Annotated in this window: 14 protein-coding genes; all 14 read right to left on the bottom strand. The window is 64.6% G+C overall.

The features are described from left to right. Positions 1-4: 4 nt before the first annotated feature. The 14 genes from fdhF to H926_RS0114605 are packed head-to-tail and all read right to left on the bottom strand — an operon-like array spanning position 5 to position 17,252. Positions 5-2,848 (bottom strand): formate dehydrogenase subunit alpha, encoded by a 2,844-nt coding sequence (gene fdhF / locus H926_RS0114670; protein WP_022676991.1) that lies wholly within the window; start codon positions 2,846-2,848, stop codon positions 5-7. Then, a complete protein-coding gene (fdhD, locus tag H926_RS0114665; RefSeq protein ID WP_022676990.1) occupies positions 2,838-3,650 on the bottom strand; it encodes a formate dehydrogenase accessory sulfurtransferase FdhD in 813 nt (270 codons plus the stop codon). The genes fdhF and fdhD overlap by 11 nt, the downstream gene beginning before the upstream one ends. Continuing rightward, positions 3,647-5,182: an NADH-ubiquinone oxidoreductase-F iron-sulfur binding region domain-containing protein gene (locus H926_RS0114660; RefSeq protein WP_028658041.1), complete on the bottom strand. Its 1,536-nt coding sequence runs from the start codon at positions 5,180-5,182 to the stop codon at positions 3,647-3,649. Before H926_RS0114660 ends, fdhD begins: the two co-directional genes overlap by 4 nt. Next, entirely contained in the window at positions 5,179-5,619 is a 441-nt protein-coding gene (locus H926_RS0114655; protein ID WP_237741052.1) for an NAD(P)H-dependent oxidoreductase subunit E, read from the bottom strand. Before H926_RS0114655 ends, H926_RS0114660 begins: the two co-directional genes overlap by 4 nt. Further along, complete coding sequence (gene fghA / locus H926_RS0114650; protein ID WP_022676987.1) at positions 5,609-6,448, bottom strand: S-formylglutathione hydrolase; 840 nt, start codon at positions 6,446-6,448, stop codon at positions 5,609-5,611. The genes H926_RS0114655 and fghA overlap by 11 nt, the downstream gene beginning before the upstream one ends. Positions 6,449-6,452: 4 nt before the next feature. Further along, positions 6,453-7,565 (bottom strand): S-(hydroxymethyl)glutathione dehydrogenase/class III alcohol dehydrogenase, encoded by a 1,113-nt coding sequence (locus H926_RS0114645; RefSeq protein ID WP_022676986.1) that lies wholly within the window; start codon positions 7,563-7,565, stop codon positions 6,453-6,455. A 29-nt stretch (positions 7,566-7,594) separates the two neighbouring features. Continuing rightward, positions 7,595-8,797, bottom strand: a complete 1,203-nt coding sequence (pcaF, locus tag H926_RS0114640) for a 3-oxoadipyl-CoA thiolase (protein ID WP_028658040.1) — start codon at positions 8,795-8,797, stop codon at positions 7,595-7,597. Between the two features lie 2 nt (positions 8,798-8,799). Beyond that, complete coding sequence (locus H926_RS0114635) at positions 8,800-9,558, bottom strand: alpha/beta fold hydrolase (protein ID WP_022676984.1); 759 nt, start codon at positions 9,556-9,558, stop codon at positions 8,800-8,802. After that, positions 9,555-11,570 (bottom strand): 3-hydroxyacyl-CoA dehydrogenase NAD-binding domain-containing protein, encoded by a 2,016-nt coding sequence (locus H926_RS0114630; protein WP_022676983.1) that lies wholly within the window; start codon positions 11,568-11,570, stop codon positions 9,555-9,557. The genes H926_RS0114635 and H926_RS0114630 overlap by 4 nt, the downstream gene beginning before the upstream one ends. 3 nt (positions 11,571-11,573) lie before the next feature. Next, positions 11,574-13,118, bottom strand: a complete 1,545-nt coding sequence (gene paaZ, locus H926_RS27755; protein WP_022676982.1) for a phenylacetic acid degradation bifunctional protein PaaZ — start codon at positions 13,116-13,118, stop codon at positions 11,574-11,576. A gap of 35 nt (positions 13,119-13,153) precedes the next feature. Then, the gene (locus H926_RS0114620) at positions 13,154-13,948 is read right to left on the bottom strand and encodes an enoyl-CoA hydratase-related protein (RefSeq protein WP_022676981.1); all 795 of its coding nucleotides are present in this window, start codon (positions 13,946-13,948) and stop codon (positions 13,154-13,156) included. Beyond that, the gene (locus H926_RS0114615) at positions 13,941-14,423 is read right to left on the bottom strand and encodes a DUF4863 family protein (RefSeq protein ID WP_022676980.1); all 483 of its coding nucleotides are present in this window, start codon (positions 14,421-14,423) and stop codon (positions 13,941-13,943) included. Before H926_RS0114615 ends, H926_RS0114620 begins: the two co-directional genes overlap by 8 nt. 19 nt (positions 14,424-14,442) lie before the next feature. Further along, positions 14,443-15,696: an NAD(P)/FAD-dependent oxidoreductase gene (locus H926_RS0114610; RefSeq protein ID WP_022676979.1), complete on the bottom strand. Its 1,254-nt coding sequence runs from the start codon at positions 15,694-15,696 to the stop codon at positions 14,443-14,445. Continuing rightward, the gene (locus H926_RS0114605; protein ID WP_028658037.1) at positions 15,696-17,252 is read right to left on the bottom strand and encodes a benzoate-CoA ligase family protein; all 1,557 of its coding nucleotides are present in this window, start codon (positions 17,250-17,252) and stop codon (positions 15,696-15,698) included. Before H926_RS0114605 ends, H926_RS0114610 begins: the two co-directional genes overlap by 1 nt. Positions 17,253-17,263: the final 11 nt, after the last annotated feature.

The raw sequence follows: 17,263 nt of genomic DNA, 5'->3' as shown, positions 1-17,263 counted from the left end.
CTGCCTACTCCCCCGCCACGCGATTAATGCGCCGGCTCTTTTCCGACCAGCTGGCATAGCTTTCCTGCCATTCGGAGGGGCCGTTGCTGGGCACGACCTGAACCGCGGTCACCTTGTATTCCGGGCAATTAGTGGCCCAATCCGAATATTCGGTGGTAACCACGTTGGCCTGAGTCGCCGGGTGGTGGAAGGTGGTATAGACCACTCCCGGAGCGACCCGGTCGGTCACGGTCACGCGCAACGTCGTTTCGCCCGTGCGGCTGGCAAGGCGCGCCCAATCGCCGTCCTTGAGACCGCGGTTCTCGGCGTCGGCCGGATGCATTTCCAGAAGGTCCTCGGGATGCCAAATCGTGTTGGCGGTGCGGCGGGTCTGCGCTCCGACATTGTATTGCGAAAGGGTCCGCCCCGTGGTGAGCAGCAGCGGATAGCGAGGCCCGGTCCGTTCGTCGGTCGGGACATAGTCCGTGACCATGAACTTGCCCTTGCCGCGCACGAACCCATCGACGTGCATGATCGGGCTGCCGTCGGGATGCGCCGAGTCCACCGGCCACTGCAGCGAGCCCTCGGCATCGAGCCGGGCATGGCTGACCCCAGCGAAGGTTGGGGTAAGTCGGGAGATCTCGTCCATGATCTGGCCGCTGTCGCTGTAGTTCCAGTCCAATCCCATGGCTTGGGCCAGCGCCTGCGTGACCTGCCAATCCTCCATGCCGTTGGCGGGTTCCATCACCTTGCGCACCATCTGGATGCGGCGTTCCGCATTGGTGAAGGTGCCGGTCTTTTCGAGGAAGGTACTGCCCGGCAGGAAAACGTGGGCGTAGTTCGCAGTCTCGTTGAGGAATAGGTCGTGGACAATGACCAAGTCCATCGCCTTAAGGCCCGCCGCAACGTGATGGGTGTTCGGATCGGACTGGAGAATGTCCTCGCCCTGCACGTAAAGCGCGCGGAATGAGCCGTCGAGCGCTGCATCGAGCATGTTAGGAATGCGCAGTCCCGGTTCGGGATCGAGGCTGACCAACCAGTCCGCCTCGAAGCTTGCACGCACTTCTGCGCCGGCGATGTGGCGATAGCCGGGCAGCTCGTGCGGGAAGCTGCCCATGTCGCAGCTGCCCTGCACGTTGTTCTGACCGCGCAGCGGGTTTACCCCCACGCCGCGCCGGCCGATGTTGCCGGTCACCATCGCTAGGTTGGCGATAGCCATGACCGTGGAGGAGCCCTGGCTGTGCTCGGTCACGCCGAGGCCGTAATAGATCGCTCCATTGCCCCCCGTAGCATAGAGTCGGGCGGCCTTCCGCAGTTCTTCAGCAGGAACGCGGGTCACGGGCTCGAGGACTTCGGGACTGTGCCGGTCCTGCGCCACGAACTGCGCCCAGTCCTGGTATTCGTCCCAATCGCAGCGTTCGCGGATGAATTGCTCGTCGGCCAGCCTTTCGGTGACGATCGCGTGGGCCATGGCGGTCAGCACCGCGACATTGGTTCCTGGTTGGAGCGCGAGGTGGTGGGCGGCCTCGATGTGGGGCGAGCGGACCAGGTCGATACGGCGCGGGTCGATCACGATCAGGCGCGCGCCCTGCCGCAGCCGCCGCTTGAGCCGGCTTGCGAAAACCGGGTGTCCATCGGTCGGGTTGGCGCCGATCACCATAACCACGTCGGCGTCCATCACGCTATCGAAGTCCTGCGTGCCCGCACTAGTGCCATAGGTCTTTGACAGTCCGTAGCCGGTCGGGGAATGGCAAACCCGCGCGCAGGTATCGACGTTGTTGCTGCCAAAGCCGGCGCGGACCAGCTTCTGCACCAGCCACACTTCCTCGTTGGTGCAACGGCTCGATGTAATCCCGCCGAGCGCGCGGGCACCGGACTGGGCCTTGATCGTATTCAGCCTGGCCGCGGTATGGGACAGTGCCTCGTCCCAGCTGACCTCGCGCCAAGGCTGGTCGATACTCTCGCGGATCATCGGCCGGGTGATCCGGTCCTGGTGGTTGGCATACCCCCAGGCGAAACGGCCCTTGACGCACGAATGGCCATGATTGGCCTTGCCGTCCTTCCACGGCACCATCCGCACCAGCTGCTCACCGCGCATCTCCGCACGGAAGGTGCAACCGACGCCGCAGTAGGCGCAGGTGGTGACCACCGCGCGTTCGGGCTTGCCGATCTCCTTCACCGCCTTTTCCTGCAAGGTCGCGGTCGGGCAGGCCTGGACGCAGGCGCCGCAGGAGACGCACTCGCTCGAGAAGAAGTCGTCACTCGCCTGTCCCGCGGAAACCTTGCTGGCAAAGCCACGCCCATCAATCGTCAGGGCAAGGGTGCCTTGCACTTCGTCGCAGGCGCGCACACAGCGCGAACAGGCTATGCATTTCGACGGATCGAAATCGAAGTAGGGATTGGAACTGTCGGTCGCGAGGCCGAGGTGGTTAGCGCCCGCGTAGCCATAGCGCACATCGCGCAGCCCGACCTCAGCCGCGGCGTCCTGGAGTTCGCAATCGTTGTTCGCGCTGCAGGTCAGGCAATCGAGCGGGTGGTCGGAGATGTAGAGCTCCATTACCCCCTTCCGCAGGCGAGCCAGACGTTTGCTCTGGGTGTGAACGACCATGCCCTCCTCGGCGGGCGTGGTGCAGCTCGCCGGCGTGCCACGCCGCCCTTCGATTTCGACCAGGCACATCCGACAGGAACCAAAGGCCTCAAGGCTGTCGGTCGCGCAGAGGCTGGGAATCGAGCCGCCGCAAGTCGCCGCCGCGCGCATGAGACTGGTGCCCGCCGGGACCGTGACCTTGCGACCATCAATGGTCAGGCAGACCTGCGTGTCGGAGCTGATTTCGGGGGTACCGAAATCGGCTTGGGGTTCATATCCCATCGGTGGTCTCCGGTTGAAGCTGGGTGACCCAGGCAAGGGTGTCGTCACGGGCGATGGCGGCAAGGGTGAGGCCGGCGGCGTCGGCGCGACGCACGGCGAGGTCGGTCGGCGCGGAAATCGCGACGAGCAGGCCGCATTTGGCGCGCACTGCCTTCTCGACGAGCTCGTAGGAACAGCGCGACGTTACGATGAGGAAGCCTTGGGCCGGATCTTCGCGCTGGCGCGCCAGCGCGCCGATCACCTTGTCGAGCGCGTTGTGCCGCCCGACATCCTCGCGCAGGACAACGATGGTTCCGTCGTTGCGGGCGAAGGCGGCGGCGTGAGTGGCAGCGGTCTCGGCACCAAGTACTTGCAGCGCGCGGGCAGCCTTCAGCGCCTGGCCGATCGCCTCGGGCCGCGCGCGAGGGCATGCCTGGACCGGCGGAAGTGCGCGCAGCGCCAGTTCGATGCTCTCGATCCCGCAGATTCCGCAGGAGCTGTCGCCGAGGCGGCGGCGAGCGCGCTCGAGCACGGGTTCGGCGCGGTGCGCGGGCAGGTTGACGCGTGCGACATAGCCCTCGCCTCCTTCGAGCGGGTGGAGCGCAATCTCACCAAGCTCTCCGGCCTCAGCGAGACCTTCCGAAAGCAGGAAACCGGTAATGAAATCCTCGAGGTCGCAGGGGGTCGCCATCATCACGGCATAGGCAACGCCATTGATCTCGATCGCGACCGGCGCCTCCACCGGTACGCGGCGCGTGCCTGCCTCGCTGGCTGCAGAGTAGGCGCTGGTCCGCACAGGGATCGAGACCGATCCGGCGCTCATGCCTTGGGCTCGAAGTCTTCCGGCCAATGCTTCAGCGCCGAACGAACCGGATAGGGCGTGAATCCGCCAAGCGCGCAGAGCGAGCCGAACTGCATGGTCTCGCACAGGTCCTCGAGCAGTTGCAGCTCTTCTTCCCGACTGCGCCCGGACTTGCGGCCATTGTGCATCTGCGGCAGCGATGCAACTGCATCCGCGGTTGCAGGAGTCGGTGCGCGTATACGGTCGATGAGCTCCACCCCGCGGGTCGAGCCGATCCGGCAAGGGGTACACTTGCCGCAGCTTTCGGCGGCACAGAACTGCATGGCGAAGCGAGCCATGCCGCCCATGTCGACGGTATCGTCGAACACCACCACCCCGCCGTGGCCGATCAGCGCGTCGGCCGCGGCGAACTGCTCGTAAGCGAAGGGCAGATGAAACTGCGACGGCGGAATATAGGCCCCAAGCGGCCCGCCCACCTGCGCCGCCTTGACCGGGCGGCCGCTGGCCGTGCCGCCGCCGACATCGTTCACCAGTTCGCCCAGGGTCATGCCGAAAGTGGTTTCGAACAGCCCGCCATGGCGGATATTGCCCGCGAGCTGGACCGGCATCGTCCCCTTGGAACGATCCACCCCCAGGCGCTGGTACAGCTCGGCCCCGCCGGCGCTGAGGATATGCGGCACGGCCGCCAGCGTCAGCACGTTGTTGACCACGGTGGGGCAGCCGAACAGCCCCTCCAGCGCGGGCAGCGGCGGCTTGGCCCGCACTTCGCCGCGTTTGCCCTCGATGCTGTTGAGCAGCGAGGTTTCCTCACCGCAGACATAGGCGCCCGCGCCCACCCGCACTTCGAGCTGGAACGGCGCGATATGCAGGATCGCCAACCCGATCGCCTTCCTGAGCTTGGCGATGGCGTGGGGATATTCGCTGCGGACGTAGATATAACCCCGGTCCGCGCCGACCGCGTGCGCGGCGATCGCCATGCCCTCGATCAGCAGGAACGGATCGCCTTCCATCACCATCCGGTCGGCGAAAGTGCCGCTGTCGCCCTCGTCGGCGTTGCAGACCACGTATTTGCGCGTGCCGGGCGCTTCGGCCACGGTGCGCCACTTGATCCCCGCCGGAAAGCCGGCGCCGCCGCGCCCGCGCAGGCCCGAGGTGATCAGTTCCGCCAGCACTTCTTCCCGCCCGATCGCCCGGGCGCGCTTGAGCCCGGCCCAGCCGCCGGTTTCGGCGTAATCGTCCAGACTGAGCGGACGGGTCCGGCCGGCGCGGGCGAAAGTCAGCCGCTGCTGGCGGGCCAGGAACGGGTGCGCGGCGATGGGGCCGATGGCCTTGGCGCTGGTGCCGGCAAGGATCGCGGGGACATCGGCGGGGGGGGCCGGGCCGAACCCCTGCCCATCGATTTCCACCAGCGGTTCGAGCCAGTGCATTCCCCAACTCGACACCCGCTCTACCGTGCAGCCCGTCGCCGTGAAGACAGCAGCCACCGCATCGGCCCCGCAGGCTAGCGCGAGGGAGTCATCGGCGATACGCACCAAAGGGTGACTCTGGATCATGCGTTTTCCACCAGCGCTACCAGCGCGGTCTGATTCAGCCGGGCGTGGACGGTATCGCCCACTCGCGCGGCTGGGCCGACGCTGCACAAGCCAAGGCAGTAAACTTTCGAGAGACGCACGCGGTCCCCGGCGGCAGCTTCAGCAGCGCTCACCAACGTTTCGACGCCACGTGCCTGACAGGCTTCGGCCCCGCAGAGTTGCACTTCGGGGCGCATGTCCGGAGCCTCGCGGAAATCGTGGTAGAAGCTGACGACGCCGTGGACTTCGGCGCGGGACAGATTCAGTGCCAGCGCGATGGCCCGTTCGGCCGCCGGATCGACGCAGCCGAACGCGGCCTGCACGTCATTCAGGATCGGCAGCAGTGGGCCCTCGCGGCCGCGATGGGCGGCGATGATTTCGGTCAGTTTTTCCTCGGTTCCCATGACGTCAAACCCCACGCTTCAAGCGCTCCGCATGCCAGCGGACATGATCGGCCATGAATGTGGAAATGAAGTAATAGGAGTGATCGTACCCGTCCTGCATCCGGATTGTGGCGAGCTGTCCGGCGGCTTCGCAGGCATCGGCCAGCAGGTGGGTCTTGAGCTGGCCGTCATGGAAGTTGTCCGCGGTGCCTTGATCAACCAGCAGGTCGGGCAAGCGCGCGCCGCCCGCGATCAGCGCGCAGGCATCATATTCTGCCCAAGACGCCCGATCCGAACCCAGATAACCACCCAGCGCCTTTTCGCCCCACGGACACGACAGCGGGCTGACGATCGGCGCAAACGCACTCACCGAACTGAACCGTCCCGGATTGCGCAGGGCGATGGTTAGCGCGCCGTGCCCGCCCATCGAGTGCCCGGTGATCCCCTGCCGCGCCATGTCCGCCGAAAAATGCTCCGCGACCAGCGCAGGCAGTTCCTGCTCCATATAGGTGCGCATCCGGTAATGCGTCCGCCACGGCGCCAGCGTGGCATCGACATAGAAGCCCGCCCCCTTGCCGAAATCGTAGCCGTCATCGTCAGGCACATCATCACCGCGTGGAGAGGTGTCGGGCGCGATGAAGATCACCGCGTGTTCGGCGCAGGCAGCCCGGAATTCGCCCTTTTCAGTGACATTGGCGTGGGTGCAGGTCAGCCCCGAAAGGTACCACAGCACCGGCAGCTTCGCGCCTTTGGCGTGATCGGGCACGAAGACCGAAAAGGTCATCGCCGTGCCGGTTGCGGCGGACTGGTGGGTATAGACCCCTTGCGTGCCGCCGTGGCTGCGGTTGGCGCTGACCTGCTCCATCGGCTCAAAACACCACGACGCTGCGGATACTCTTGCCCGCGTGCATCAGATCGAAGGCGGTGTTGATTTCCTCCAGTCCCATGACATGGGTGATCATCGGGTCGATCTCGATCTTGCCGGTCATGTACATGTCGACGATCTTGGGCACGTCGGTGCGGCCCTTGGCCCCGCCGAACGCGGTGCCGCGCCAGTTGCGCCCCGTCACCAGCTGGAACGGGCGGGTGCTGATTTCCTTGCCGGCCTCGGCCACCCCGATGATGATGCTGGTGCCCCAACCACGGTGGCAGGCTTCCAAGGCGGTGCGCATCACTTCGGTGTTGCCGGTGGCGTCGAAGGTATAGTCGGCGCCGCCATCGGTCAGCGCGACGATCGCGGCGACGGTCTCCTCGCGGCGCAGGCCCTTGCTGTTCAGGAAATCGGTCATCCCGAACTTGCGGCCCCATTCCTCGCGGTCGGGGTTCAGGTCGACACCGATGATCTTGCCCGCGCCCGCCAGCCGCGCGCCCTGGATCACGTTCAAGCCGATTCCGCCCAATCCGAACACCACGACATTGTCGCCGACCTGGACCTTGGCGGTGTTGATCACCGCGCCGACCCCGGTGGTGACCCCGCAGCCGATGTAGCAGCTCGACTGGAACGGCGCGTCCTCGCGGATCCTGGCCACCGCGATCTCGGGCAGCACGGTGAAGTTCGAGAAGGTCGAGCAGCCCATGTAGTGGAAGATGGTCTGGCCCTTGTAGGAAAAGCGGCTGGTGCCATCGGGCATCAGCCCCTGCCCCTGTGTGGCGCGGATCGCGGTGCACAGGTTTGTCTTGCCCGAAAGGCAGCTTTTGCACTGGCGGCATTCGGGGGGGTAGAGCGGGATCACGTGATCGCCCGGCTTGACGCTGGTCACGCCGGGGCCAACCTCGCGCACCACGCCGGCGCCCTCGTGGCCAAGGATGCTCGGGAAGATCCCCTCGCTGTCCAGCCCGTCGAGCGTATAGGCGTCGGTGTGGCACACGCCCGTCGCCATGATCTCGACCAGCACTTCGCCCGCCCTGGGGCCTTCGAGATCGAGTTCAACGATCTCCAGCGGCTGCTTCGGCGCAAAGGCAACTGCGGCGCGGGTCTTCATATAGGAACTCCATTTGCGATATTTGCGGGTCACAATCTCTCGATCAGGATGGCAATGCCCTGACCGACACCAATACACATCGACGCTATTGCCAATTTGGTATTTGTTTGAACGAGTTGCTCAGTCGCTGTCAGCGCCAGTCGGGCGCCAGACATCCCCAATGGATGGCCCAGAGCAATTGCGCCGCCGTTAGGATTGACCCGTGGATCATCATGACTGATCCCCAGCTCGTCGAGCACTGCAATTGCTTGTGCAGCAAAGGCTTCGTTTAGTTCGAACACGTCGATCCGATCAAGATTTGTTTTGGTTCGCTGCAGCAACTTGCGTACGGCAGGCGCAGGGCCGATGCCCATTATTGACGGTTCGACTCCCGCTGATGCCATGGCGACAATCCTCGCTCGCGGGGTAAGCCCATGGCGCCCCGTGGCGGCTTCGCTAGCAATCACCAGAGCCGCTGCGCCATCGTTGACGCCGCTCGAATTCCCGGCAGTGACGCTGCCACCCTCACGGACGACCGGCTTGAGATTAGCCAGTGCCTCGAGCGTGGTGGCGCGCGGGTGTTCATCGCGTTCGATGATCAACGGATCTCCCTTGCGCTGAGGGATCGAAACCGGACAGATCTCAGCTGTTAACCGGCCCGAAGCCTGAGCCGCCGCCGCCTTCTCCTGACTACGCAGGGCGAAGCGGTCCTGGTCTTCGCGCGAGACATTGTAACGTTCGGCGACGTTCTCGGCGGTCTGCGGCATCGGATCAACCCCGTGTGCCGCCTTCATCCGCGGGTTGACAAAACGCCAGCCAATGGTCGTGTCATAGACCGCATTGTCACGCGTAAAGGCCGAAGTTGCTTTCGGCATGACAAAGGGTGCACGGCTCATGCTTTCGACGCCGCCCGCCAACAAGAAATCGCCATCACCTGCGCGAATGGATCGTGCTGCAGTTCCCACCGCGTCGAGCCCCGACCCACACAGCCGGTTAACGGTCGATCCGCCCACTTCCTGGGGCAGACCAGCCAGGAGCGCGGCCATGCGCGCTACATTGCGATTGTCTTCGCCAGCCTGGTTGGCGCAGCCAAAGATGACATCGTCCAGCGCCCCCCAATCCACATTCGGATTACGCTCCATTAGGGCTTTAATCGGCAAGCTGGCAAGATCGTCAGCCCTGACCGACGACAAGGCGCCACCATAACGGCCAATCGGGGTCCGTATGGCATCGCAGATATAGGCCTCGGCCACGGTCAATCCTTTCCGTCAAGAAACGTACACGTCGCCGCAATAACGGCATCCCGTGAATCGAAATGCGGTGAATGCCTACAGTCATCGAGTTCGAGGCGTATCGCCTGAGGCATACACCGCTGAATACGGTCCAATTGCTCCATCGTGCCGTATTGATCTCCCATGCCTTGGATGAGCAAAGTTGGCTGACGGCAAGCCGCTGCAGAAGTCTCGATGTTCCAGCCACTGAACTCCGCGGATAGCCATGTTCGACACCAATCCGGGAACAAATGTTCCGGTGCATCGTGGTAGCGCTTCATGCGCTCGCCCATGTCGGACTTCAGAAAGTCCAAAGCAGCAAGGCTGATTTTGGCCTTGGTGATGGTCTCGACGAACACATGGGGAGCCTCGAGAATCAGGCTCAGAGCGAGATTTGGAAACCGAGATGCTGCGATCAGTGCAATAGATCCGCCATCGCTGTGACCGAACCAATGCGCCTTCGAAATGCCGAGTGCCATCTGGATTGCCGGAAGCAGCTCGGCCTCCTGGTGCATGTAGTCGATCCCGCGCAAACCTTCATAGGGCGCGCTCCAGCCGTGGCCTTGCCTCGACCAGGCGATTACTTCGCGCTCGCTTGCCTCAGCCAGCGCTTCGGGGAAGTCCTTCCACAGTGCGACCGATCCCAGCCCCTCATGCAGCAGCAGGATCGGGGCTCTGCCGCCCCGTCCCCATCGCGCTGCTTCGAGGCGCCGTCCACCGACCTCGATCCATTGCTGATTCACCCCGCCTGCTCCCGGGCGAGCGCCCTAAGGGCGTCGGAAACGGGCAGCCCCATGGCCTCGAGACGACGCGCCACCTCTCCAAACCCCGTCTGGCGAGCGTGGAACATCGGGCCGCCAGTCCAAGCCGGCCAGCCATAGCCGTTGAGCCAGACCACATCGATGTCGGATTCTCGAAGCGCAATACCTTCGGCCAGGATGTTCGCGCCTTCATCGACCATCGGCCAGAGCAGCCGGTCGAGCACTTCCGCGTCGGTGAACGCGCGTTGTTTTATGCCGTTGTCGCGCGCGAAGCCGGCGATGATGTCGAGCGCGGCCTGCGACGGGACCGGCCGGCGGTTTTCGTCGTAGTCGTAGAAGCCTGCCCCGGTTTTCTGCCCACGGCGCCCAGCCTCGTTCAGGCGTTCGCGGACCGTCGAGCCGGTCGATGTTTCGGCGCTCCAGCCAAGGTCCAGCCCAGCGAGATCCCCAACCCGGAATGGGCCCATGGCCAGACCAAACTTCTCGATGACGGTATCAATTTGCGCAGGCGAAGCGCCTTCCACGGCCATCGCCTCGGCCTGAGTGCGGCGCACGGCGAGCATCCGGTTGCCGATGAACCCCCAGGCATTGCCCGAAAGGACCGGCACTTTGCGGATCCGCCGCGCCAACGTGAAGGCGGTCGCGATCACGTCCGGGGCCGTGGCCTTGCCGCGCACTACCTCGAGCAGTTTCATCACATTGGCGGGCGAGAAAAAATGCAGCCCGATCACGTCTGCAGGGCGTGCCGTGACGGCGGCGATCTCGTCGATGTCGAGGTAGGATGTGTTGGTGGCGAGAATCGCGCCGGGACGCATGACCGCGTCGAGGGCCGAGAAAATCTCGCGCTTGACCGCCATGGTCTCGTAAGCCGCCTCGATCACCAGGTCGGCCCCGGCCAGGGCTTCCATGTCGCGCGCTTGCGAAAATCCCGCCAGCGCAGCGTCAGCCTGTGCCTGGCTCATGCGCCCGGTAGCCACATTGCCAGCGATGGTCTGGCGGATATGGGCAGTACCTCGTTCCAAGGCGGCCGCGTCGTGTTCGTAGAGTGTGACCGGAATGCCCGCGCTCAACAAGGCGATGGTGATACCGCTACCCATCGTGCCGCTGCCGATCACCCCGGCACGGCCTACCGCGCGCGGCTCCACGCCTTCGAGGCCCGGCACTTTGGTCGCCTCGCGTTCCGCGAAGAACACGTAGCGCAAGGCCTCGTTCTGCGGTCCCGTGCGCAGCTTGAGGAAGATTTCGCGCTCGCGCCGCGCGCCTTCCTCGAATGGCAGCTCGGTGGCCGCGCGGACCGAGGCGATGATCGCCGGCGGTGCGTCGAGGCCGCGGAATTTCCGGGAGTGCTTCTGTGCGAAGGCGCTGTAAACGGTATCGTCGACTTTTGCCGCCACCAGATCGCGCGTCCGACGAGGCGGCTGTCCGGCAACGCGGCGCGCCACAGCACGGGCGGCATCGACGAGCTCACCGTCCGCCAACGTATCAACAAGCCCCATATCCTTGGCTGCTGTCGCCCCAACCGGATCGCCCAGAGCGATAATCTCCAGCGCGCGTTCGACGCCAATCAGGCGTGGCAGGTGCTGCGTCCCGCGCGCTCCGGGCATCAAGCCAAGCTTGACCTCGGGCAGGCCAAGCTTGGCATCGGGTCGGGCTACGCGGTAATGGCAGGCCATGGCGATCTCGAGCCCGCCTCCCAAGGCGGTGCCGTGGATCGCCGCGATCACCGGCTTGGTCGAGGCCTCGATCGTGTCAATCACCTCGGTCAGAAAGGGTTCGACAGAGGGCTTTCCGAATTCGCGCAGGTCCGCCCCGGCGAAGAAGGTGCGGCCGGCGCAAGCGATGACCAGCGCCCGCACTGCCGGATCGCTCCCGGCACGCTTCACCCCGTCGATCAGGGCGGCGCGGATTGCGGCCGAGATCGCATTGACCGGAGGATTGTCGAGTGTGAGGACGGCAACGTCGCCCTCTAACCTCCACTGCGCCACCTCGCCCATCGGTCAGAGCGCCTCGATAGCCGCGAGGACGGCCGCACTCGCCTGGATCGCGCTGCGCTGGAGGTAGGGCATCATGCCGATCGTGCCGCCCAGTTCGGCACCTCCGCCGGCCCGACCCGGACCACCGTGCTGGAGATGCGGCAGGGCTGCGCCATGACCGCTGGAAAATTCTGCATTGTCGCGGTTCACGATCATGATCCGGCCGTGGAAGGTCGAAACCCCGCCGACCAGGCCGACCACAGCGGCGACATCGTTGCTGAACAGCGACAGCGCGAGCGAACCCTTGCCGGCATTGGCAAGTCCAATCGCCTGCCCGGCATCAGCATAGGGCATCAGGGTGGAAACCGGCCCGAAAGCCTCCACCGCGTGGACCGCCTCGGCCTCGACCGGCTTGTCGCAGCGCAGCAGTGTCGGCTCGAAGAACGCTCCGCCCACGAGCTGCTCGCCAAGATCGGGAATGGCACCGCCGACGACCAGTTCAGCCTCCTGGCGAAGCGTCGCGAGGTTGGCCTGGACGTCGCCGCGCTGCCGCACCCCGGCGAGCGCGCCGACCCGGGTGGTCTCCTCCCGCGGATCGCCCACGGTCATCTTCGCCAGGCGCGCAACGATCGCGTCCTGCACCGGATCGATGAGCGCAGCGGGAACCAAGATGCGACGGATCGCGGTGCATTTCTGCCCTGCCTTCTGAGTCATCTCGCGCACAACCTCCTTGACGAAGAGGTCGAATTCGGGCGCATCAACAGTCACGTCGGGCCCGAGTATCGAGGCGTTGAGGCTGTCCTGCTCGGCCGCAAAGCGCACGGTATTGCTGACGATGTTCGGCAGGGCTTTAAGCCGGTTGGCCGTGGCAGCCGAACCGGTGAAGGCTACGCTGTCCTGGCCGTCCAGCAGGTCAAGCAGGTTGGTGGTATCACCCAGCAGCAACTGCAGCGCGCCCGGCGGCAGGGCGCCGCTTTCAATCATGATACGGAAGGCGGCTTCGGTCAGGTAGGCGCCATCGGTGCCCGGCTTGACGATCGCCGGCATGCCAGCCAGCAGCGTCGGCGCCAGCTTCTCCAGCATACCCCAGATCGGGAAGTTGTAGGCGTTGATGTGGACCGCCACGCCTGCCAGGGGAGCGAGGATGTGCTGGCCGAGGAAATCGCCCTTGCTGATCGCCTCGCGCCCGCCATCGAGCATAACGCGGGCATCGGGCAGGCCCTTGGCTTTCGACGAATAGACGAACAACGTGCCGATTCCGCCTTCGATGTCGAAGGCGCTGTCGCCCCTGGTTGCGCCGGTAAGGTAAGAAAGTGCGTAGAGTTCGTCCTTGCGCGCGCTTAGCGCGTCAGCCAGCGCGCGCAGCATGCGCCCGCGCTGCTGCAAGGTCATCGCGCGCAACGCAGGCCCGCCGACCTTGCGGGCATGCTCGACCATTTCGGCCGGATCGGAATTGCCGGGCATGGCGGCGACCACGCTGCCGTCGATGGCCGATACAAGCTGGGCGCCGATCCCGGGAGCGGACCAGTGGTCGGCGGCGTAGCTGCGGAGCGGGAGTACTTCGGTCATGGTATCGTCCTTGGCGGAAATGGCAGGATAAAAGTTCAGGTTCGGGGCCGCGAGAAGTGAAGCACCGCGTTGCGGTATTCGACCGAGGCGCCGAGAAGACTTTGCGTGTCGCGCTCGACATCCAGTGCAGCATCCAGAGTTCCGGCGGGATTGGCGCGCAGCTGCCGCTTGACCGCCGCCACAGCCGGCGCAGACTTGGTAGCGAACTCGCGCGCTATGGCAGCGGCAGTCTCGGCGAGGTCGGCATCTTCGACCATGCGGCTGACCAACCCCATAGCGAGCGCTTCCTCGGCGGAAACGGGCCGCGCGGTGAGCGCGAGGTCCATGGCCCGCGCCGGGCCGACCAGGCGTGGCAGGTGCCAGCTCGCGCCGCTGTCCGGCCCGAGGCCGACATTGATGAAGCCGAACTGGAATCGGGCCGACCGTGCCGCAACCACAATGTCGCAGGCAATGGCCAGCGCCGCGCCTGCCCCAAAGGCGATGCCATTCACCGCCGCGATCACCGGGATCGGCAACTGGGCAAGACAGCGCACCAGTGGATTATAGTTGCCCTCCAGCGAGGCGCGCAGGTCAGGCACCTGCCCTTGCGCGAAAGTTGCGGCGCGCTCGCCCAGATCCTGGCCCGAACTGAAGGCGCGGCCAGACCCGGTGAGGATGACAGCACGCAGCGAAGCGTCAGTCGCTGCGGTTGCCAGCGCTGCGCGTAGGCTGGCATGCATCGCTTCGTCAAAGGCGTTCATTCGCGCCTCGCGGTCGAGCGCGATCGTCGCCACGCCCCCGGCGATGGTCAGCCGGACACGCTCACTGTTCTTGACGGGGTCTTCAGTCACGGGTGAACTCGATCGCGCCGCCCGGGAGGAGATAGAGTACGATGGCTTTGCCGCCGGTTACCGTCGGCTTGTGCGCCGAACCGGGGCCATAGACCTTCCACCCCGCGCCGCGCCCGTCGAACTCGGCAGCTGCGTCTACAGGCATGACCAGATCGATCTCGCCGTTGGGATGGGCGTGGTGCGGGCCAACGACATCATCCATTTCGACAACGTCGACCGACATGCCGTGGGTCGCTTCGCCTTCCTTGACCGGACGGCCGAACTTGATCCCGCCGGCTTCGCGCCCGCACAGCCAGCCTTCCGCAATGCCTCGGTGACACAGCGCCGTCGCCTCGGCGAACCAGTCGCCGGCCGCGCCGAAATCGCGGTTTAGCCGCTCTTCCAGCGCAGGGCTGGGCACTTCCGTACCGATTGCGGCGGTGACCACGGCGAGGTGATCGACGAATTCGCCGGGGGTCTGCGGGCGCTCGCTCATTGTTCGGTCTCCGTAAGGTTCAGGCGGCAGGCGCAGGAGTGGGGATCCACTCCTTGAGCTGGTGCTCGGCATCGGCGATTTTTACCGGGTCCACCACCACGCCAAGTTCAACCAGCCGGCGTCCGTGCGAATAGTCGCGGGCATTGTTGACGCAGTCGAGCGCTACCACACGGCTAGCAGCGTCGAGATAGACCACCGAAAACTTGCGGTTCACCGGATCGCCGCGGGTCACTGCCCGGGCATGGCCGGTGGAGAGACCGACTGTCTGCAGCTTGAGATCATACTGGTTCGACCAGAACCACGGCGTCGCGCCATATTCCGCAGCTTCGCCGCAGATGGTCTTGGCCACGACTGTCGCCATGTCGTTGGCGTTCTGCACCGATTCCAGCCGGATCACCGCGCCGCCGGCAAAGCGGTTGGCATGGGCGGCGCAGTCGCCGATGGCGAAGATATTGGGCAGACTGGTGCGGCACTGACCATCGACCGTCACGCCGTTGCCGCATGCGGCGCCGGCCGAAACCAGCGGCTCGATGCATGGAATGATCCCGATCCCGACGATCACCATCTGCGCCGGCAGGACCGTCCCGTCACCGAGACGCACGCCGCTGACCCGCCCCTCACCTTCCAGGCTGTCGACTTGCTGGTCCACGCGCAGATCGACACCATGGGCGCGGTGATCAGCTTGGTAGAAGGCCGAGAGGTCTTCGCCCGCTACGCGTGCGAGCACCCGCGGCAGGGCTTCGAGCAGGGTTACGTGCTTGCCGAGCTTTGCCAGTACCGCTGCGGCTTCGAGTCCGATGTAGCCGCCACCGATTATCACCACGTTCTCGACTTCGCCGAGCTCGGCCATGATCGCGTCGACATCCTCGCGGTCGCGCACGGCGTGGACGCCCGGCAGATCGCCGCCGGGCACCGGAAGGGCTCGCGGATCGCCGCCAGTCGCCCAGATCAACTGGCCATAGACGATTGTTTCGCCATCCGCGCAGGTCACGGTATGGGTCGCCGGATCCACCGCCGTCACCGTCCTGCCGAGCAACAAGTCGACCTGCTTGTCCTGCCAATACTGCGCCGGACGGATGTAGAGCCGATCAAACGGACGCTCCTGCGCGAGATATTCCTTGGAGAGCGGCGGCCGCTCATAAGGCATCTCGTTTTCACGGCCCACAATCGCCACGGATCCTTCGTAGCCCGCTCCTCGCAAGGCGATCGCCGCTTGCGCGCCACCGTGGCCGCCGCCGACAATGACGACGTCAAATGCAAGGTCTTTTCCCATCAATCGTTCCTCAACTGGAAACGCTGGATCTTTCCGGTTGCGGTCTTGGGCAACTCGTCGACAAACGTAATCCAGCGCGGATATTTGAACGGCGCCAAATGGTCCTTCACATGGGCCTTGAGGCGATCAGCCAAGGCGTCATCCGGAACAACGCCATTGTGGACAACAACGTACGCATGAGGCTTGACCAAGGCGTCAGCGTCTTCAGCACCAATGACAGCCGCTTCCAGAACGTCCGGATGGCTTGCCAGGGCCTCTTCTACTTCGATCGGCGAAACGTAGATCCCGCCAACCTTCAGCATGTCGTCCGCACGACCGGCGTAGGTCAGCCAACCTTCCTCGTCCATGACGTACTTGTCGCCGCTAACGGTCCATTCGCCCTGGAAGGAGACGATCGACTTCTCGCGATTCCTCCAGTAGCCGATCGCCGTCGTCGGACCGCAAATCTGAAGATTGCCGATCTCACCAGGAGAGGCCTCATCGCCGAGATCGTTGATCAGCCGCACCTTGTAGCCATCGACAACCCGGCCCGTGCACCCGAAGCGGACTTCACCCGGGCGCTGCGACACGAAGATATGCAGCATCTCGGTCGATCCCAGACCGTCGAGCACGTCTGCATTGAACCGTTCCCGAAAGGCACGGGCTATGTGCGCGGGTAGCGCTTCACCGGCAGATGTCGCCATCCGTAAAGCTGGTGCTTCCTCGTGAGACGGGCAGGAAGGATGGGCCAGCCAACCAGCCAGGAAGGTGGGGACACCCCCGAGGACCGAGACCTTATGGTCGCGAACGAGCTTGCTGATTGGCTCTGGCGTGGCGCGTCCGTTGTAGAGCACGACGGTGGCCCCTGCGGCATAAGGAAATGTCAGTGCATTCCCGAGACCATAAGCAAAGAATTGCTTGGCGATCGACAGGACCACATCGTCTTTGCGGTAGCCTGCCGTGCCCAGACCGTAGAGGTTTGCCGTCAGACGCATCGAGGCATGGATATGCATCGCGCCCTTGGGGCGACCGGTTGAACCCGAGGTGTAGAGCCAGAAGGCTACGTCATCGCGGTGCGTCTTTGCCGGCTCAATTGCAGGCTCTGCACCACGCAGTAGGGTTTCGAGATTGAGCCAAGAATTGCCCTCGCTCGAGACGAAGCGAACATGGGGCTCCGATGCCGCGACATCTCGCCATTTGTCCGCCAGTTCTTCGGAAACGAAAACTGCGACCGCGCCGCTGTTGTGGAGGATCCAACTATAGTCGTCTTCGGTCAGGAGGGTGTTAAGCGCAACAGGGACAACACCTGCACGAATAGCCCCCAGGAAGACGGTGGGAAAATCGCGTGTATCGGTCAGACAAACCAGGACACGCTGATCGCGGCGAACTCCGAGCGTCTGGAAAACGCTCGCCATACGGGCGACACGGTCTGCGAGTTCGCGATAGGTGCACGTTCCGTGGATGTCGATGATGGCAACCTTGTCGGGCTGCTCCGCAAGGTTATGAGCAAGCAGATCTTCAGCCGCATTGAAGAAGTCCGGCAGTTCCGCAATGGTACGGGCCTGATCAGTTCTCATCGGTCCTCTCT

The sequence above is a fragment of the Novosphingobium sp. B-7 genome (genome assembly GCF_000410615.1).
GTDB classification, from domain to species: Bacteria; Pseudomonadota; Alphaproteobacteria; order Sphingomonadales; family Sphingomonadaceae; genus Novosphingobium; species Novosphingobium capsulatum.
Note: the sequence above shows the minus strand (reverse complement) of the source record. Positions and strands in the feature narration are given on the sequence as shown.